The organism is Planctopirus sp. SH287, assembly GCF_056500625.1.
Genome location: NZ_CM151403.1, coordinates 1133487 through 1154160, shown reverse-complemented (window position 1 = coordinate 1154160; position 20674 = coordinate 1133487). Strand labels below are relative to the sequence as shown.

At 51.8% G+C, this 20674-nt stretch carries 11 protein-coding genes; 9 read left to right on the top strand and 2 right to left on the bottom strand.

Annotated features, from left to right (window positions below; genetic code table 11):
* Nucleotides 1-102 precede the first annotated feature (102 nt).
* Complete coding sequence (locus SH287x_RS04150; RefSeq protein ID WP_479517171.1) at nt 103-1149, top strand: type II secretion system F family protein; 1047 nt, start codon at nt 103-105, stop codon at nt 1147-1149.
* Nucleotides 1150-1740: 591 nt separating this feature from the next.
* On the opposite strand, the gene SH287x_RS04145 is transcribed toward SH287x_RS04150, so the two are convergent.
* Nucleotides 1741-2868: an IS110 family RNA-guided transposase gene (locus SH287x_RS04145; RefSeq protein WP_479517170.1), complete on the bottom strand. Its 1128-nt coding sequence runs from the start codon at nt 2866-2868 to the stop codon at nt 1741-1743.
* 163 nt (nt 2869-3031) lie between these two features.
* Nucleotides 3032-5443 (bottom strand): transglutaminase TgpA family protein, encoded by a 2412-nt coding sequence (locus SH287x_RS04140; protein WP_479517169.1) that lies wholly within the window; start codon nt 5441-5443, stop codon nt 3032-3034.
* Between the two features lie 1082 nt (nt 5444-6525).
* On the opposite strand from SH287x_RS04140, the gene SH287x_RS04135 reads away from it, so the two are divergent.
* The 8 genes from SH287x_RS04135 (at nt 6526) to SH287x_RS04100 (ending at nt 20350) form a co-directional block, all read left to right on the top strand.
* On the top strand, nt 6526-7086 hold the full coding sequence (locus tag SH287x_RS04135; protein WP_479517168.1) for a sigma-70 family RNA polymerase sigma factor: 561 nt from the start codon (nt 6526-6528) through the stop codon (nt 7084-7086).
* Nucleotides 7087-7092: 6 nt separating this feature from the next.
* The gene (locus SH287x_RS04130; protein WP_479517167.1) at nt 7093-9327 is read left to right on the top strand and encodes a carbohydrate-binding protein; all 2235 of its coding nucleotides are present in this window, start codon (nt 7093-7095) and stop codon (nt 9325-9327) included.
* A 110-nt stretch (nt 9328-9437) separates the two neighbouring features.
* A complete protein-coding gene (locus SH287x_RS04125; RefSeq protein ID WP_479517166.1) occupies nt 9438-10487 on the top strand; it encodes a DUF1559 family PulG-like putative transporter in 1050 nt (349 codons plus the stop codon).
* A gap of 779 nt (nt 10488-11266) precedes the next feature.
* A complete protein-coding gene (locus SH287x_RS04120) occupies nt 11267-12061 on the top strand; it encodes a prolyl oligopeptidase family serine peptidase (RefSeq protein WP_479517165.1) in 795 nt (264 codons plus the stop codon).
* A 45-nt stretch (nt 12062-12106) separates the two neighbouring features.
* Nucleotides 12107-13174 carry a metallophosphoesterase gene (locus SH287x_RS04115; RefSeq protein ID WP_479517164.1) on the top strand — a complete coding sequence of 356 codons (1068 nt, stop codon included), beginning with the start codon at nt 12107-12109 and terminating at the stop codon, nt 13172-13174.
* 284 nt (nt 13175-13458) lie between these two features.
* Nucleotides 13459-16746, top strand: coding sequence for a PVC-type heme-binding CxxCH protein (locus tag SH287x_RS04110; RefSeq protein WP_479517163.1), 3288 nt, complete (start codon nt 13459-13461; stop codon nt 16744-16746).
* Between the two features lie 145 nt (nt 16747-16891).
* On the top strand, nt 16892-19204 hold the full coding sequence (locus tag SH287x_RS04105) for an alpha/beta hydrolase family protein (RefSeq protein ID WP_479517162.1): 2313 nt from the start codon (nt 16892-16894) through the stop codon (nt 19202-19204).
* Between the two features lie 60 nt (nt 19205-19264).
* The gene (locus SH287x_RS04100) at nt 19265-20350 is read left to right on the top strand and encodes a metallophosphoesterase family protein (RefSeq protein ID WP_479517161.1); all 1086 of its coding nucleotides are present in this window, start codon (nt 19265-19267) and stop codon (nt 20348-20350) included.
* The last annotated feature ends 324 nt before the right edge of the window (nt 20351-20674 follow it).

Here is a 20674-nt window from a genome sequence, read left to right as displayed (position 1 = left end):
CTACGATTGTTGACAGCTCCCCGCTTGATCGCAAGGGCTGAAGTCCATCTCACAATGAATGACCTGGACTTCACCTCCATTGGTCGTCCATGGAAATCCATCATGTTGTTTGGAAATCGTCTGCCATTGAACATTGCCGCCAGTTGGTGCCGTTCCATGAGCACGTTACTTCACTCGGGAGTGACCATTCTCAAGTCGCTCGATTTAGCAGGAAAACGGGTCGGCGATCCTCGCCTGGGGCCAATGACCAACCGGTTAGTCGACCACGTGAGATCAGGAAATGGCCTGACAGAAGCACTGAAAGACGAAGGCGACACCTTTCCCAAGCTGCTGATTGATATGGTCTCCGTGGGGGAACAGACGGGCAACCTCCCTGAAGTTCTCTCAGCATTGGCCACACATTTCGACCATCAGGTGCAAATGCGACGCACCTTTCTCAGTGCGATCGCCTGGCCAATTCTCCAGGCCTTGGCCGCGATTCTCATTGTGGCCATCCTGTTGGTCGTCTTGGGGTTTGTCGCCCAGGTCACCAACTCATCACCGCTTGATATCTTTGGCGTCGGATTAACCGGAATGACCGGCGCCATCGCCTGGCTCATGGGCTGGGCTATGCTGGTTGTCGGTGGTTTTGTCGGCTGGCAGTTTATCAATCGTATGGGGCAGCGGGGAGCGTTCGACAAACTCCTGCTGACAATCCCCGTCGTAGGCAACTGCCTGAGATCCTTTGCTCTCTCACGCTTCTCATGGGCTTTTTCCCTGACTCAGAATTCCGGTATGGCCATTGGCCCCAGTCTGGATGCCAGCTTACAAGCCACAGGGAATGAAGCCTTTACGGCCATTGCCCCCCAGGTCAAAGCCCATGTCATGGCCGGCGAAGAACTGTCTGACGCCTTACAGTCCACCGGCCACTTCCCTCTGGACTATCTGGAAATGGTGCGCGTCGGCGAAACTTCAGGAACGGTTCCCGAAGTCCTTGAACGCATGGCACCTCAACTCGATGAAGATGCCAGACGTAGCCTCTCCCGACTAACCATGACACTCAGTTCAGTCATCTGGGGCGCCGTAGCCCTGATGATTATCGTGTTGATCTTCCGCGTCTTTTCAATCTATATCGGCTTAATAAACAGCGCGCTAAACGATGTCCGCTAGCAGAATTCTCATCGCTCATCATATTGAGAAACGAGGATTCTTAAACATCCTCGCACTGAACTCGGAAGCCACATTATTAGTCGAGATTAAACAGTAGAGTGGGTTAAATCTCTGCGAAACCCACCGTCGCCTAATTCAGGCTTGTAGGGTGCATGCCAATGCACCAATTCGGTGTCAAATGCAAAGACTGGTGCATTCCGAGGACTCCATGCACCCTGATATGGACGGATCTGTCAAGTGGTGGTGGATTCTTTACATCGGGGAATCGAGTGCGGTGAAGTGGGTGTGCTGCTGCGACGATGATCACTCTGATATGCGTGGGTTGGTTACCACAGATCAAATCTTCGTCGGGGGCTGGCGTCTGTCTACTGGCGAGCGTGGCACAACATTCCTGTCCTGCTGCTCCAGGGTGCATCGACGGTTCCCTTAAGTCACAACACCCACTTCACCGACAACTCCTTTCTCTTCTTAACCTCAAAGAAACTCTTTTCGTATTTATCTTGATCGACCTCTGCCGGCTGGTCACCCGTCAGGCGGGAAGGACTGAATATCGGCTGCCATCACCCAATCACCTCAATGGTGCCGCAAGCCTCAGGCCCGGGTCTTCTGTGCCGCAATGAGTGTGCTGCTGTTGCTGGCGGCGAACCACAGGAACCCGGCCAGTTCCCGGGCGACAGCCGTGACAATCTTGCAGGGCCGTTTCACACGCTGCTTCATCTTGTAGGCCTTGTGCCGCAGCCTCAACCGGGCTTTTTCTGCAATCGCGACAATCTCTGGGGGAACATCCTTGCGGCGGGCGTGCAGAGCCGCACTGACTCCCGCCCGCGCGTTCGCATAGTGCCAGGCGGCTTCCACCAGCAGCCGTCTTAAGTGACGGTTCCCCGTTTTGGTAATCGACCCCTGTTTGCGGGTGCCACCGCTGGAGTGTTCGCTGGGAACCAGTCCTGTGTATCCCATAAACGCCCTGGCTGTAGTGAAACGTGTGAAGTTTGCCACTTCGGCCACAATCGCAGTCGCCGTCAGCAACTGGATTCCCAGAAAAGCTTGTAAGTGCGAAACCATGGGAGCCAGAGACCAGGTCTGGACATGTTCGGCAATCAATTGATCGAGTCGTTTGATCCGTTCTTCCGCGGCTTGAGCTGTGGTGGTGTAATCCTCCAGAACGGAATTGAGAGCTGGCTGATCAAAGCGTTGCTGCCGAATCCATGTCCAATGGGCTTTCGTCCAATGGGATTTTCCGGTTGTGAAGGTGCGCTGGTGCCTGAGCAGGAACTTCAACAGTTGCTGGCGGGCCGTGCGTGCTGCCAGACGAGCATCTTCCCGCGTGCGTTCCAGGTCACGGATGGCTTCGGTCTGCGTGTCCGGGACATAGACCGCGGTAAGTTCTCCCGCTCTTAAGTAGCGTGCCAGCGCGATGGCATCGCGGCGATCTGTTTTCAGGCGTGTCCCCTGCCTGACAGGAATCTGCGAAGGAGCCACCACAATGCATTCGATCTGATGCTCCGCCAGAAATCTCTGGAGACCAAACCCCGTAGGCCCGGCTTCATAGCAGATCTGCAGGAGGGCATTGGACTGCAACTTGCGGAGGGTTTTGAGGAGACGATGAAAGTCATGCGGAATGGTACTGTGGATGGTGGCTTGTCCCGCGTGATCGCAGATGGCAATGACGATGGACTCTTTGTGGACATCCAAACCGAGATAACGTACGTTTGTATTCAACGGACCAGCCTCACAATAGTGGCACTGAAGTGACAGGAAATTAACACTCCCACCACTTTAACCCACGATCACCGTGATCGCTGGTCCGTCCATTTTGTCTACTGCTTCACCTCGATTAACATTCTGGGTTTCGATTATAGCTAGCAACCCACCTTCTCCTAACTCAGACCGTCGCGGCCTTTTCGGAACGAGGATTCGGGTCAAGTAATCGCTCAAACAACAACAACCTGGTTTCCAACGAAGACAACGTCAGTGCGTCAAGGTCTTCATCTCCAAATCGCACGCGATAAAACAGTTCCGTCAATTGTTCAGGAAAAGCTTCCAGCCGGGAGTCGTTGATACGCCGCTTTAATCGATAGGAAACGTGTTGGGCAAACTCTTGCTGCGTTTGTGATGGCTCACGGTGCAAACCTGCAAAAGCGACAATTTTCTGATATCGCTCATAGAAATCCACCACCTTTCGCTGCACCTGTTGTTGACGCGAAAATTTCCACAGGCTTCGCAGTGAAAGACGCAAACCACGGGTCAGGACATACCACAAGCCATAAAGGAGTGTCAGGGTCAGTGCCAATCTCAACATCCCACGGATCGTAAACCACTCGCGGGGGGACATGAGAAAAGAAAAGAATTCAAAGATGAGACCTTGGATTCCACCCGTTCGAGATTTCAATTGAGCCACAACCGAAGTCACCCAGTCTCTTAAGGGGCCATAGACACCTCGTTCCTGATCGTTCAGTGTGACGTTGACGACATATCGTGACCAGAACATTGAGAGTTCACCGGTCATTGCCTGCCAGAACGTGAGTTTCCCCCCGATTGTTTCTAATTCGGTATTTCGCTCGGCAACAGGCGTCGCATCAAACGTTCCCCAGTAGAATTGGCCATCCGATTCTGTCAGAAATGCTTCCACCCAGACATGGGCATGTCGTTGTTGAACTTCAAATCGTCCATTAAGAGGGTTGATATCCCCCCCTTTGAAACCACTCACAAGTCGGGCAGGAATTCCTGCCGTTCTCAGCATGAGTGCTAAAGCCGAGTTAAAATATTCGCAGTGTCCTTCTTTACGATGGATAATAAAATCAATCACAGGATCAACCGTCAGATTGACGCGCGCTTGTTTTAATGTGTATTTATATTCGCCACTATCGCGCAGCCATTGCTCAATAGCCTGTGCTGTCTGTAGTGAACTCGGCTTTTGGCCCAGTTGCGCCGTCTTGCTTTGAATGATTTGATCGACGATCGGCTTGAGCGCACTCAGACCTTCCCCTAATCGCGTGAGATCATCGAGATAATTACGTGCCAGGTATTCTTGCCACAACCGCGAAGAAACAGGAATCGTGGCAATACTCTGGACGCGGTCCGGCATGGGCGAAGAATACGCCGTGTAGGAGATTTTTTCCGCCGATGACGTTCGGCCACCCGTGTCACGGGTCAACACCGAGGTCGTTGTATGCTTTACCACGCGACGACGATCAGATCCCTCCAGATCGCAAGCTTTAATGTTGTCGATCACAAAGAGCAATTCTGTACCAATTGGTTCCAGTACATATTCCTGCCTCACCGAGTGCCCAGCCGCAATTCGCGGCAACGGATCCTGAGAAGAAAAAACGACATCAGCTACCCATTGTCCGTTGTCATACTGGCTTAAGACCGTTCCGCGAAATAAGGGTTCGGCATAGCCTAATCGTTCGCAGTATTGCTCAACGGAAATCTCTTTGTTGGATTCCGAATCGAACAGCCGACATTGAAGCACGGGAGATGAGTTTTCCAGAATCTCCCCCAATGCACCGAGTTTGACCTGGGATGTGAAACCCGTCATGGCCGACTGACTCAAACCCGGCAACGGCCCATCCACTTCATCTCCAAACGAGAGTCGGGGGCCAATCCACACGCGAGGCACCAGAGTGAAAAACACCCCACTCAGCACCAAAGAAAGGAAAGCGATAATCAAGACGCCTCCCCCGAAGCGTGGTGTCACCCAGCGAGCAGAACCGTCATGGCGAATGGTGCTCCAGGATTCACTCCGCATGACCACATTAACGGGAGACCTTGATTGACCAATCACTGAGCCAGCCAGCCGGGGGGTTGGTTCGCGTCTCCCCGATTCAAATTGCTGATTGGCCTGATGCAATGAGAAAATCGCCAGCGACCACATGGCTGCAATGGAATAGATAATCAGCATCACGCCATACCAGCTATCGCTGGTCAGCACAGAAGCCACCGCCACTTGAAGTAAGCTCAAGGCTGCCATGGCCCAATACTGGCGGTTCGTCTTCTTCTGCAGGAGGACGATCCAGTTCAAGTAAACCACCAGATGGGCACCGGCCAGCAATTTCCCTTCACGATCACCCATAGTAAATTCGGCGGCGGCCACTAAAAAAGCGACCAATCCCAGGGCGTTCGCCACCGGGACATTGACCATCCATCGTTTGAAATGCTCCGTCAGCAGATAACCTGCTATTGCGAACAGGATTGTCAGAAAAGGGATAAACCCACCCTCTGCCCGCCCCAGAATAAATCCCGCCAGACAGATCGTGCCGTAAAGACTGGCGTGAAAGACGGTCGTCAGAGGCATGTCGTTATCCCTCAGGCATGCAAACGTTCAGAAGAAAGCCGATCTCATTCGCTTTGACGCATTCCCATTTGAAATCGCGCTCTGTATGCCATGCTTGCAGCTTCGGGGCCAGGCATTTTTTGGTGGCATTTCAACGCGCCATCTCAAATGGCGATTCAGATAAGAATGCACAATCTGCCGGAGACAATCCACTCCAGAATGACAACATGCCCTGCAGAAAAGGCATCAAAGCCTGCGGGCAAGGTGAAGGCCTTGTGAAACCCACCAGTTTTGCTGCTTGATAAAGCGTCACCTCTTGTGTCGCTGGCACAGGTCGCCCGAAGACACGACAACCCGCACCATCTGCCGACTTCAACGAGAGTATATAGTCTCTAGCAGGCTGGGTTAAGCCTCCGCGCAACCCACCAAACGCACCGACAGTATTCACAAACACCTGCTCTCGTAGGGTGCATGCAGCGAAGCGCAATGCACCATCTCCTCCTGCCGCCTACGGGAAAATTCAATATGGCTCAGTGACCTTAATACGAAAGCCTTACCTCCTGCGCCGTCCATTCACAACAAACTCCCGCGGCGAGCGATCCCCAATGACTCGTGCATTGTCAAAGTATAAAATTCGGGTCTCTTCTGTTGTTAAGTCCGACAACGGAGGACGTTGCGGCGACATCAACCCGAAGACAAAGCCGTGACTCGGCACTGGCAACAAACTAATCAACAACCAGTGATGCATTCGCGAATTATATTGTGTTCATCAATTCGACCATTAATAAGGGGGCCAGACGCTACCAGAATTGTGAAAATTCATAGATATTTTCGCGAATCGATATTCACCTTGCGAGCTTATACTCGTGAAGCTCAGGACACAATCACTCAATGCAAGGTTGACGCACATCAGAAAGTAGCCATCGCCCCAATGATTTGTGAATAAACGGTGAAATTAAAAACACCCACCTTTAACAATGGCCCTGATCTCTCGCAGACTCAAAAGTTTTTCCAAATCGCCCGCCAAAATCGCGTCAGAAAATCGCGAACGCCGTCTATCTCATCACAGGCATCGTTTCACCAGGACGCACTGGGAATTCAATATGGCCGAACGCATCCGTCGCCCCGACACCGACCAACAGCCCATGAACCATAACCATCAAGATGAGTTCATGCGTCAATTGGTTCGACACGAACGCCTCTTGCACTCATTCATTTTCTCTTTAGTGCTGGATTGGAGACTGGCAGAAGAACTTCTTCAGGAGACATACCTCCGATTGCTGGAGAGAATTTCCGAATGGGATCCCAGCAAAGACCTCTATCCGTGGGCCAGGCAATTTGCGCACTACCAGGTACTCAACCACAGGTCGCGATGCCGCCGCGATAAATTAAAGTTTAGTGATTCGTTTATAGAAAGCGTTTCAGCGGTTCATGAATCGCGATCTGATCACTTAAAGCTACGTCTGGAGGCGCTGGAGTACTGCGTCGAACGCCTCCCTTCTCATCACCAGCGATTGCTGGACATCGCCTACCGTGGCGATGGCTCAATAGAAGAAGCAGCCCAGATGCTCGGCCGAACCGTTGTGGCCACCTATCAATCACTGACAAGAATCCGCCGTTCATTAAAACAGTGCGTGGAAAAAGCCATCCGCACGCTGGAGTAGTTGTCTATGAATACCTCAGACGCTCATCGAACATCGCATTTAGACGAAATCGGCCCACTCGTCGACGCCATCGTGACGGAAATGGCCACACCCGAACAATATCAACGACTTCAGGAACTCGTTCTCGATTCCGAAGAAGCAAGAGGTATTTATGTACAATATGTACACGACACAATCACCATTCATCGTCGAAGTCATGAAAAAGAGTTTCTAGCCGGCTTCCAGGATTTGGCCCGTGTCGACTCTAGACAAGAGGACACCGCGTCCGATAGTGACAAGTTTGATCGATCAGAAGGCCTTTCCACTGAATTCCCTGAAACTGAATTTTCTGAAACTGGCGATACCGATACACAACTCCACAAACCTGCCAGGCAAAGCATCTCCCGCTGGCAACAGTTGGTGGGTACCTATGTATGGCAGCACCCGAAAGTCTTGATCGTCAGCGCGGCGGCCCTCTTGATATGCGCCATCGCGGCACAGAAAGCGTCTGTTTCGCCAGCGCGGACTGCTCGCCTTGAAAACGTGGCAAGGATCACTGAAGACGCTCACTGCCAATGGGAACGGGATGGTCACGCCATCAGCTTGAAAAAAGGCGATCGGTTAACAAGCGGTCGCTATCGACTTCGTTCCGGGTTAGCCAAACTCCTCTTCCCCTGGGGCACTGAGGCCACGTTTGAAGCCCCGACGGAATTTGAATTCTCTAACGATGGATCACGTCGATTGCTGAGAGGTCAGATGGTAGCCAAAGTTTCACCGGAAGATACCGGATTCACCATCGATACACCCTCAATGAGATTGATCGACCTGGGCACGGAATTTGGCGTTTCGACCGATGCTGACGGCGAAAGCGAAGTGCACGTGTTCAAAGGGGCCGTCGAGGTTCGCCCACGCTACAACGAAAAAGATAGCAATGATCACCCCATCACTCTGATAACTGGCGAGGCGAAAGGTTTCACGACGGGAGATATTCCTGTTCGTCAAATTGCCTTTAACCCCAAACGGTTTTCCAAAGCCTGGCGTGTCAACGGCCGCGTCTCGGAAGCCTCCGGAGCCATGAAATTTGTGCACCCTGCCCCCTCCAGTGTGGTGGAAGGTGCCGTCGAATCAAATGAAAACATGCTGCTCTTTCTGGAGCGTGAAAAAGTTTCGACCTCCCCCATCGCCGTCACTGTGGTCGATCCGGGCTTATATACCACATTTAACAATCGCTCGGCTTGGCTTTCTCCAGATCTGACTGTTGACAGCTATATGGTTCACTTTGATCCAAGCGGCTCCACCAACACCCAGGCTCCCGTGACAGTCGAAGGCTCAGTCACTTTCGACCGCCCGATCCTCGCAGTCATTGCTCGCGGCGATCAACTCGCTGCCAGTGATGGCCACTTCGCTTCCCCTGAAACAATCTACAATCCCAATCCTGTGCTTCGTCAAAAAAGAACCGACCCCTTCAAGGCGAACATCAGCCCCAGTTACTCCACACGAGGGTTAACTGGCCTCTGGAACCTTTACTACTCAAACGACTCACCGGCTCCTAATGACTGGATGCGACTGAGTGCTGATCGCCGCACGTTAACAGTTCACTGTGCCGCTGGGGGCGAAACGGATCAGTTGCGAATTCTGGTCGCAACAACAGATGAGATTCCGGCTCTCATTGCCTCTTCCACGAACACCCGGCTACCCACCACATTCCATGGGAGACCGTTCGCAATTTCACAACGAATCGAAGCCGAAGACTTCGACCTGGGAGGGCAAGATGTCGCTTATTACGACACAACTCCTGATTGCCTGTCGAATGTCTACCGTAGCAATGAGAGCGTTGAACTTAAGCAATATCTGTTCAACGATGTCACACACACGAACGTGACGCTGGCTCGGGCCGGTGAATGGCTGACCTATACAATTGAAGTCGAAACAACAGGCGAATACGTCCTACAAGCACGTGCTGGTTCACAGATAGGCGGTGGTCAGTTCCGCTTTGAAGTGGCCTCACCAGATGGCAGCACGGCAGTGACACCGTCGATCAAGATGCCGACCACCAGCCTGGAATCAGGCGATTACGAGCACTGGTTTCATACGGTGACGTCTCATCCAGTGCATCTGAGCCGTGGAGTTCATCACCTGAGAGTCGTGATGGAGTCTAACCATCAGAAAGGTCGCTTAGGAAACTTTGATTGGTTCAGTGTTGAACCAGCCCCCAAAAATTCTGTTCATACAACACAAATTAGTGCGAGACAATACAATTGATCAACACACACATTAACACATAGCAATGCGTACCTTACGACATCAAGGCCGAGTCCACCTTTGATGACTTTAGTTTTCGACTCGATATTCTTTAATAGAAAGTTATTTCCATGTTAAATGTTTACACAAGACTGTCTGTTGCCGACGACCAGGTCACAAATCGTCGGAAGGCAAGAACAAGCGGCTTTACCCTCATTGAACTGCTGGTTGTCATTGCAATTATTGCCGTTCTGATTGCCCTACTACTCCCTGCTGTCCAGCAAGCACGAGAAGCGGCACGTCGAACTCAGTGTCGTAATCATCTCAAACAACTTGGCTTGGCGATGCACAACTACCTTGATGTAACAACAACATTCCCTATTGGTGTAATGGGGGCCAACACTAAACCTAACTGGCGAGTGTTCATCTTGCCTTACCTTGATCAGGCTCCTGCTTATAACAAACTTGATTTCTCGAACGGGTCATTCTCCTCTTCAAACTCTTCAGGATCGATCGGCGGCTATGGCACTGGTGCCAATAGCGTCTTCAAGACACTGGTTGTCCCCGTTCTCAATTGCCCATCTAGTACATTAGGAAATCGGGCAAACAATACAACACCAAATACTAATAACTATGATGGCGGTCAGACTGCGGATTACGTCGGTATCGCTGGAGCTACACCTGATCCTGCCGGCCGCGCCAACGTGTGTTCCGCCCAGACTGGATATGGCGGCATCTTCTGCAACAACGGCATGCTGGCTCCTGTCCAGGCTTTTACCGCAGCAAAGGTCTCTGACGGCATGAGTAATGTTCTCCTGATCGCCGAGCAGTCTGGCCCCGTCGGAACTCTCGATCTCCGGTCTAACTACTGGGGAGCTTGGTCAGGCTACACCTCTGGGAATCTTGGTACAACATGGACCCTAGTGCCCAATCTTTCTGCGAGCACTAATGCGTATCAGACCGGCACCACAGCAATTCGCTATGCTATCAATTCACCAACGACCTCTGCTGGTTCAGATAACATCTACGATGCCAACACAGTACTCACAAGTTCACACACTGGCGGCATACATGCTGTGTTTTGCGATGGCAGTGTACGATTTATTTCGCAAAACATAGATTTCCCAACTCTCCTGCGTCTGGGCGCTCGTGATGACGGTGAAGTTATCAACGAGTTTTAATTTAATAGATATCAATATCTTACTGAATACGAGGATCCCCATCGATCTCTATTTCTGAGATCGATGGGAACGATATGCAATTGGCTTAATGCTATCTTTTGTAAATGTTTATAACATCACAGTGAAATTCCTCGAATTTCCCGTTTCGCATACGTTATTTTTAGTGAGATCTTTTTCGATGTGGCCAAGATATATTATAACATTGTGTGCTTTAGCACTAAACTTATCGGCAGGATGCACCAACAGCGTGCAAGATATTGAAATTTCAAAAAAGCATGGCGAAGTGATTCTAGATGACAAACCATTACAAGATGGACTGGTAGTCTTGGAATCGTCGACAACAGGCTATTCCGCCTGCGCTCCTCTCGATGAGAATGGACGCTTTGCTATTGATCGAGTCCCGGTCGGCATGTATGTAGTTACAGTACAGCCTCCACCCCCTCCCCCGCCTGGCGAGCCATCTGCGCCGCGTCCATCACATTATGGCCCGCTAAGACTTCCGCCAAAGAAATATCACTCCATGTCTACAAGTGGATTAACCGTGACAATAGCAGGCGGGAGTTCCGCAGATCTTCAGATCGTTCTCAATAGATAATCGCTCTTTCGCAACCTGAAATGACGTTTTCTGTTTTCGCTTTCAACCATCTAGGTTGACTTGTTTGCTATATTTTCTCGCCAGCTTACCAGGGGGGTGAAGTGTGTTGTTGATCAGTAGAATCGGATTGATCTGTCTCATTGTGGGCCTTGGAGCAACAAGAACGTTCGCCACTGAACCATCATTGTTTCCGCCCGAGATCACCACACAACGCGATGTTATCTATGGACGAGTTTTAGGAGCTGGCTTGCTAGGAGATATTTCCTATCCAACATTGGGAAAAAAACTGCCTGTGATCCTCTCCCTTCATGGCGGACGCTGGATGAGAGGCACCAAGAATGACAACGGCGCCATTCTAGTTGATCAATGGGCAAAGATGGGTTTCTTCGCCATGACGATCGATTATCGTCTTCGTGGTGCATCCATGCCACCAGCCTGCTATCAGGATGTCCAATGCGCCATTCGCTTCCTCCATGCCAATGCCGAGAAGTATAACATCGACGAAGACCGGATCTTCCTTATCGGACAATCCGCTGGCGGGCATATGGTTTCTTTAGCCGCGACGTTAGGCAATGGAAAATATCCAAAAACCGGTGGCTGGGAAGACGCACGTGATGACTTCTGCGCTTCGATCTGCGTCTCAGGCCCGCATGACCTTTTGACATGCCCCTGGGGTAACCTTTGGACTCCGACAGGCATGGATCAACAGGCCGAGCGTGAATACGCCTCGCCAATTAAACACGTCAGCAAGAACATGCGGCCTCTTTTAATTTTCCATGCCGACAACGACAAGTCCGTCCCCATCGCGAATGCACTCTCAATGGTCGAAGTGTTGAAGACTGCCGACGCGCCCCATGTCTTCCATCACTACGAAACCGCAGGACATATGAGTATTACCCCCGAAGTGATTAGCAAATCACTTGAATTTATACAAAACGTCTCCTCCCCAAACTCGCCACCAGTACAAAATGGGAAATAGAGACCCATCTTCAGATTCACATGACGCTATCAATGGAACACATGAATGAAACATATTAGCCGACGAGAGATACTAAAGGCCGGCCTCGCAACGGGATTGCTTGCCTGCACCGAATTCTCGGCCCGCGCCGCAGATAAGCCAGATCCTTATGGTGATGCCGTTCTGGTTGACGGAACATTATCACCGATTCAGCCTGGCTCGTTCACGGTAGTCGTCCTTCCAGACATTCAAAACTATACTGACACCCGTCCAGAAATAGCCCTCGCACAGACCCAATGGATTATCGAGCAGGCGAAAGCTCGAAATATTGTTTTTGTCTGTCAGTTGGGTGATCTCACGAATCACAACCGCCCTCTGGAGTACAAGAACGCCGCCGCAGCCTTGAATAACCTCAACGGTACGGTTCCTTATAGTTTTGTTCTCGGCAATCATGATTATGGCCAAGAGGGAAAATGTCAGGACCGCACAACATTAATGCCTGACTTCTTTCCGGTCACTAACTATCGCGAACTCCCCTCATTCGGAGGGACTTACGATAAAGAACCTGAAGTGATGTCGAATAGTTATCACACATTCCAGGCAAATAGCCGCAAGTTTCTGGTGCTGGCTCTAGAGTTCGGGCCACGAAACGACGTTATCCGCTGGGCTAATGAAGTCGTAACTAAACTCCCTGATCACGAAGTGATTCTAACGACGCATTCCTACCTTGAAGCCGACAATCGTCGCGATCACTGGGAGAAGTATGGCGACGAGCAAAAGTGGAATCCTCATCGCTATAAGGTTGCTAAACTCGAGAACCATCAAATTTGCGATGGCGAAGCGATGTGGAACAATCTGGTTACCAGGCACAAGAACTTCGTCCTGACGCTAAATGGCCATGTATTGGAAGATGGCTTGGGGCAACTCGTGAGTCAGACGCCCTCAGGCCGCAATGTTCACCAGCATGTCGTGAACTTCCAGATGCGTCCAAATGGTGGCGATGGCTGGCTAAGGACACTGGAATTTCTCGCCGACGGCAAGACAGTACGCGTCGCGGATTTCTCGCCGACTCGCAAACAGAAAAACGAATCGACCCAGAATCGCTTTGAATTTGTGACCTCACCAATCGGCTAAATCATTCGACGAAATAGTCCCTTGATCTGGGATGACTCAGGTGCGCCACGGTACTTCATCTCGTGATTCGTGGCACATGGAAGGTCGCCAGGATGATTCGAGATAACTTTTGACAGCATCAGGCTTTGATTCTTGCCTTGACAATCCTCTTCAGGCGACACTCACGTTCACTGATAAATCAGCGGTTTATCAAGACATTGCGAACATGGTGGAACATCTCAAATGCTCCGCCAATTTCAAATGCCTTAAATATGAAGAATCCTGTAATACTGATGAAAAAAAACGTGAAGAGACTTTCCGCACTCCAATCTTACTATATGACCACGTCGAATCACTGGCTGAAAATTGCCATTTGCTGTTTAGCCCTGGGGATCAATTCCGTTGCTGATGCTCAAATTTCGGCGACGGTGAAACCGGTTTCTGCCAAGAGCAAACCTGTCGCGACTTCCCCTGTGACTAATCAGGAGACGAATGACCAAATTCAATTATTCCAACCGATTGGCGACATCGGTGATGATTCCCAGCCATTGACTCCGCACCAGGCCCTGCTGGCGATCACCCTGCAAAATGGCCTCGCGATTGAGACCATCGCTCAAGAACCTGAAGTCATGCAACCCGTATCGATACATTTCGACGCGAAAGGACGCATGTGGGTTGTACAATATCTCCAGTACCCACTCCCTGCAGGACTGAAGGTCGAACGCTACGATCAGTTCCTGCGAGCAGTCTTTGATAAGGTTCCACAACCACCACCCGGGCACGTGCGTGGTAAGGATAAGGTCACTGTCTTTGAAGGCCATAATAGTGACGGCACGCTACGATCACCAAAAACCGCGATCGACGGGCTGAATATTGCAACATCGGTCTTGACGGGACATGGCGGTATCTGGGTGATGAACCCTCCCTATCTACTTTTCTATCCTGATTCAAATGGCGATGACATCCCTGATGGCGACCCCGAAGTTTGCCTGAAAGGCTTTGGGCTTGAAGACACGCACGCCGTCGCCAACAGCCTGACCTGGGGGCCAGACGGCTGGATCTATGGTGTGACCGGCTCGACGACAACGGCCTGTATCTCGTCTGACAAGAATCGGGACGTACGTTTTGAAGGCCAGAGCGTCTGGCGTTATCACCCTGACTGGAAGACGTTTGAAGTCTTTGCAGAAGGTGGTGGGAATACTTTTTCACTGGAATTTGATGCTGTGGGAAGGGCATTCTCGGGGTCAAATGTGGGCGATTCCCGAGGCATGTATTACCCCCAGGGATCCTACGGCGAGAAAAATTTCGGCAAGCATGGCGCTCTGTCCAATGACTCAGCCTTTGGCTACTTCAAGCATATGAAACATCAAGGGGATCCCCTGCGATTCCCTCAGACATTTATTATCTATGAAGGTGGTGCCCTGCCCGAGCGTTTCCATGGTCGTGTGATCTCGGCCAACGCACTGCACAATCGCATCTGGTCAAGCCGACTCGAATCCGATGGATCAACTTTCAAGACTGTTGATGAACCACTTCTCGGACAATCCAGCGATCGTTGGTTTCGTCCGGTAGATCTGAAAGTCGGGCCAGACGGCGCTCTCTATCTGGCTGATTGGTACGACACGCGAATGACCCACATTGATCCTCGTGACAACTGGCATAAGACCAGCGGCCGGATTTATCGGATCAGGGACACTCAATCGAAGGTCGACTGGCCCCAGGATCTGACCACATTCACCGAACTCGAACTGGTTGGTTTTCTGGATCATCCCAACAAGTGGCACCGGCAGACAGCCGTACGTCTGCTGGGAGAAAAGCTCAAACTGTCCACGGCCTCCAAAAATCAGCAGCTTGCGGTCACTGAGTTGCAGCGTTTGATGAATTCCGACTCCAGCAAGTCACTGGGATCACTTTGGTCGCTTTATCAGGCCAACCTGATTCATGAAGCAGAACTGCGAAGCCTTCTGAAGCACCCACAAGCGACAGTTCGCACCTGGGCCGTTCGCCTTCTGGGCGACACCCGCAATGTCACGAAAGAAACCTCACTGGCCCTGGAAACGATGGCTCGCACGGAGCCGGATCTTCAGGTTCGCTGCCAACTCGCCTGCTCAGCAAAACGCCTCCCTGCCTCAGCGGCGCTTCCCATTCTTCGCCAACTTATCCTTCAGGAAGCAAACGCCAGCGATCCTCACTTGCCACTCCTGCTGTGGTGGGGGTTGGAAGAACACTGCCACAAGAGTTCTCACGAGCGAAAGAATCCTCAGTTAGGTATTCCACTGTCGGAACAGACAGGCCCACCGCCACGTGACCAGGTTCTGGCACTCTTCACTGAGGCTGATCTCTGGTCGAAACCGGTCGTTGAGCAGACCATCGCGCCACGGTTAATGCGCTGTTTTGCACAGCAGGCAGTCCTGCTCAATCAACCAGACAGCCCTGACAGCATTGCCCTGTATGCGGCTTGCGAAAAGCTGTTCGCCATCGCACCGGCTCCAGTTCAGACCTTATTAATTGCCGGCTTTCTGGAAGCCCATCAAGGACATTCGCTCGAGCGACTCCCCACGGCGACCAGAGAACGGATGGCCAACATCCAGAAAACCATCGGACAAACAGACGTCGTTCTCGGTTTACAAATCCACAACAAGCAAGCCATTGCAACAGCACTCAAGCTGATGCGTGACAATCAGGCCGATTTGACACTGCGATTGAAGTTGATCGAATCATGCGGAACACATCGGATCCGACAGTCGATTCCCGTCCTTCAAGAACTCCTGAAATCGCCCTCAACAGGGATTAAGGTCGCATCGCTGCATGCCTTGGCTAATTTCCCTGATCCTCTGATCGGAAAGCACCTTTGTCAGGGGTTGCAGTCCGCATTGTCGAGCGAGGGACAGGTTCGTGAGAACGCATTACGAATTCTGGCCAGCCGATCTCAGTGGAGCGATTTATTGATTGCCGAAGTCGCCAATCATCGGTTGGCGCCGGAAAGCATTCCTGAATCTGTTGTTCAGCAAATGCGATTGCATTCCACGCCAGAATCCCAGCGACAGATTAATAAGTTCTGGGGCCTCGCTACGGAAAGCCAGCGGGATATTCAGTTGGAAATCCAAAGAGTCAGCCAGTTGCTGGCGACTCAGTCGAAGACCCCGCCAACAAAAAATACACTCGTGAATGGCGACCGACTCTTTCAGGCGAAATGTGCGTCATGCCATTCTCTGTTCGGAAAAGGGGGCGCCGTCGGCCCCAATCTCACGGGCTATGAACGCACGAATCTCGGCTTCCTGCTACCGGCCATCATCGACCCCTCTTCGGGGATTCGTGAGGAATATACGCAGTTCCAATTGGTTACGACGGATGGACGTCTTCTGTCAGGGATAATTACCGACCGCGATGCCACATCCGTGACCTTGCGGGACATTAACAACCATCTGACAACCGTATTGCGAACAGACATAGAGGAGATGCAAGCCGTACCAACATCTTCAATGCCCAACGGCTTGCTGGATCGACTCTCTGACCAGGATGTGATTGACCTCCTGACATACGTCATGCAGCCATCGGCTCCACAGAACGACACCACGAAACAATCCCGGTAAACATATTTTTAGGCAAAGAATGAGATCTTTCATCTCTTGCTCTCTGGCAGCGTTGGCCCTTCTCACCGCCTGCTGCGGTGCGCTGAGCGGCCGTGAACAGACTTTATCCGATGACGAAGTTTTGTCCGGTACAAAGCCGCTTACGATGCAGGAACCACTCGATGTGGTCATGCTCAAGGGGATCAGCCAGCATGCGGAAGATGAACTGGTTCGTGCCCGAAACGAACGCATGGCTCCCTGGCTGACACATCCGGCGAACTCTGATCCCGGCATCAAAGCCCGCGCGAAAGCCCGCGAGAACTTGCGGCACATCATCGGGCTGCCAATGGATCTCGCCAGCGATCCCATTCTCACAACCTCCGAGATCAAACGCGGGCCAGACGGACCATGGGGGGAAGCCAAATCATTCACCGTAAGAGCTTGCGAGTGGACGGCATTCGATGAGGTTGCTGGACAGGGTTTGATCGCCATTCCCAATGACGACATGCTTTCAGACAAAACTCCGATTATCGTCGTTCTTCCCGATGCCAGCCAGACGCCGGAACAGCTCTTTGGTCTTGACTCCACTCTTCCTGAAACACAGCAGGTGGCTCGTCAATGTGCCGCCAGTGGCTGTATCGTGCTGTGCCCGGTACTGATTGACCGCGATATCACGTGGTCAGGCCATCCGAACGTCCGCGCGACCAATTTGCCTCATCGCGAATATCTGCTGCGACTCTCTTTTGCCATGGGACTACATCCCGTCGGGTATGACGTCGCCAAGACTATCACCGGAATCCAGGCAACTCAGCGCTTGACCGGATCCAGCAAGCGGCCAGTGGCACTCATTGGCACCGGCGAAGGCGGATTACTAGCGCTAATGACCGGTGCTCTCGACGAAGAAGCCATTCAGACTGTGGCCGTCCGAGGCTATTTCAACCAGCGGGAACAGGTCTGGAAGGAGCCGGCTTACCGTGATCTCGTTGGCCAATTGACCGAATTTGGCGATGCCGAACTGGCGAGCCTGATTGCCCCAAGGCCGCTTGTAATTGATCAGTCAACAGCCCCAGAAGTCAGCGGGCCGCCAATGCTGCCCGGGATGAGAGATATCTGTTCGCCCGGAACAATTCGCACGCCCAACGCAAATCAAATCCGTCTCGAATTTGAACGGGCGTTATCGTACTTCCAAAAGGCGAATGCGGCTCAGATGATCTCCTTGCTGAAACAGGATGAGACGAATTCTACGGTGCCCGTAGTGACTTCAATTCTGCGCCAACTCCAGCGGGAACCCCACTTTGAAGAAGGCTACCAGAACTGTTCCAGCGGTTCGGACGCGTTTCGTCAGTCACGGATGAAGTCCCAGGTGCGCACTCTCGTCGAATACTCACAGACCAAGGCTCGCTTGAGTGAATTTGTGCGACGCGACAAATGGGCGGCCCTCTACCGCAGTAACCTCGCTTCCCACGAAGCGGTTGCCGACAAGTATCGCAACGATGTCCATGAATCATTCATAGGCAAACTTCCCGCCATGAAAGCAGCGCCAAACCCTCGCTCCCGAAAAGTCATCGATGAGCCAACCCATCTGGGATATGAGATTGTTCTCGACTGCTACCCAGCCGCTCAGGCGCCTGTGAATGAGGGGGACAACTGGGGCGTGATCGCCGGCGGGATTCTGTTGCTCCCGAAAAATCTCAAGCCAGGTGAAAAGCGACCCGTCGTTGTCTTCCAGCACGGTCTCGATGGCACACCCACATTCACGATAGATACCAACACGGCACAGTCCTACTTCAAGACCTATCGCGGCGCCAGCACGGAACTGGTCAAGCGAGGTTACATTGTCTATGCCCCGCAGAATCCGTACCGGGGCGAAAACAACTTCCGGGAAGTGCAGCGGAAACTTCATCCCCTGGGGCGATCACTCTTCAGCTATATCGCCGAGCAACACCGCCAGACTTTAACCTGGCTGGCAAGCCTTCCGCAGGTCGACTCCTCGCGAATCGCGTTCTATGGAATTTCGTACGGCGGAACAACCGCCATGCGGATCCCGTCACTGTTCCCGCCGCGTAAAGATCAGCCAGGTTACTGCCTCTCGATTTGTTCCGCCGGCTATAATGACTGGGTACGCAAAACCTCTTCAAACCAGGATCGCTACTCGTACGTCTACACCGATGAATACGAAATCTTTGAGTGGAATTTAGCACACGTCGCTAATTATGCAGAATTGACGGCTCTGATCTTTCCACGCCCATTCATGATCGAAAGAGGCTTGGATGACCCCGTGGCTCCTGATGATTGGGTGGCAGCAGAATATACAAAAGCTCGCCGACAATATATCAAACAAGGTCTCGAAGAAAATTGTGAAATAGAATTCTTCAACGGCCCACATTCCATCAACGGAGTTGGCACGTTTCAGTTTCTACAACGACATCTGAAGTTTCCCCTCCCAACAGAAGCAGCTTCAGTAACAGCCGAGAAATAGAACTGAGACGCCTACATAGATTCGTCTCGACATCATTTATCGCGATAGAGTGCAGACCTTATGAATACCATCTCTCGCCGTATCTTTTTGAAGTCGGGGGCCAGCGCTGCGCTCGCGATGGGTCGATACCGTTCGGCTCAAGCTCAAACACGAGTCTTCGACCACTACGATGACGCGATACTGAAAGACGGGCCTCCCCCACCGGTCGCACCCAATTCATTTACGATTGCCGTCTTGCCCGACACACAGAATTACACCGACGTTCGTCCAGAATTCGTCGCAAAACAGGCCGAATGGCTGGTTAAGAATGCAAAAGAACGACACATCGTCTGGGCCTGCCAACTCGGAGACCTCACCAATCACAATCTCCCCGAAGAATACCGGAATGCGGCTTCGGGGCTTGCACTGATGAATGGAGTGATTCCCTACAGTGTGATCACCGGCAACGGTGACTACAGTGAGCAAGGGAAATGCGTAAATCGCTCTACGCGGATGCCCCTGTTCTTTCCCTTGCGCATGTTTCAGTCCCGGCCTTCATTCGGTGGTGTCTATGACAAGGAACCGGACGTCATCACCAATTCGTTCCATCGTTTTTCGTTTGGTGGACGAAAGATCATGATCCTGGCATTGGAGTTCGGCCCGCGCCACGACGTTGTTCGCTGGGCCAATCAGGTGGTTTCCCAGAACTCTGATCACGACATCATCCTGACGACGCATTCCTATCTGTCTCCGGATAGCGAACGCGATCACTGGGCAAAAAAGGGGATGACGCAAATCTGGAATCCCCATCGCTTCGGTTTTGCAAAGTCGACCAATGATGACGTTATGGATGGCGAGGAACTCTGGCAAAACCTCGTCTCCAGGCACAAGAACTTCCTGCTGACAATCAACGGGCACGTTCCCAAAGATGGCCTGGGGCGGTTATCGAGTGAAACCCCATCCGGTCGGATCGTTCATCAAATGGCCGTCAATTTCCAGATGCGGCCCAATGGGGGTGACGGTTGGTTACGACTGCTCGAGTTTCAACCTGATCAAATTACCATTAAGGTGATCGACTACTCTCCCGTTCGGAATCAACAGAACGTGTCCGAGCAAAATTCTTTTGAGTTAAAGTGTCCGCCCCCGCATGCCACAGGAAAGTCATAAGTCACCAACCCCGGATCTTTTTTGAAGATCTTCAGAGCTGAGCCTGCCAGAGCGAATTGAGCCGGAAGGAGGAAGTCTTCCAGCCAAACCAGCCAAATGAAGAGCAAGAAGGTTTCGCTGCTGAGGGAGAGGCGACTTCAGTCTTTTTCCAGCATCTCAAACTCTCTTTGGGGGATCTTTCTGAGAAAATGGGTAATTCTCTCAGAAAGATCGGAGGTTCCCTTCAATTCTGGCACCCCATTGACTTGTTCCTCTGTTGCACAGCTGTTATTTTTTCGGAATCTTTCAGGACAATTGACGCGACGCATTTGCGGTGGAGAAGAA

Bases quoted from the DNA above. Each gene is read 5' to 3' on its own strand.
- SH287x_RS04150 (WP_479517171.1), top strand. From the start codon at position 103: ATGTTGTTTGGAAATCGTCTGCCATTGAACATTGCCGCCAGTTGGTGC.
- SH287x_RS04140 (WP_479517169.1), bottom strand. From the start codon at position 5,443: ATGCCTCTGACGACCGTCTTTCACGCCAGTCTTTACGGCACGATCTGT.
- SH287x_RS04135 (WP_479517168.1), top strand. From the start codon at position 6,526: ATGGCCGAACGCATCCGTCGCCCCGACACCGACCAACAGCCCATGAAC.
- SH287x_RS04130 (WP_479517167.1), top strand. From the start codon at position 7,093: ATGAATACCTCAGACGCTCATCGAACATCGCATTTAGACGAAATCGGC.
- SH287x_RS04125 (WP_479517166.1), top strand. From the start codon at position 9,438: ATGTTAAATGTTTACACAAGACTGTCTGTTGCCGACGACCAGGTCACA.
- SH287x_RS04115 (WP_479517164.1), top strand. From the start codon at position 12,107: ATGAAACATATTAGCCGACGAGAGATACTAAAGGCCGGCCTCGCAACG.
- SH287x_RS04105 (WP_479517162.1), top strand. From the start codon at position 16,892: ATGCAGGAACCACTCGATGTGGTCATGCTCAAGGGGATCAGCCAGCAT.
- SH287x_RS04100 (WP_479517161.1), top strand. From the start codon at position 19,265: ATGAATACCATCTCTCGCCGTATCTTTTTGAAGTCGGGGGCCAGCGCT.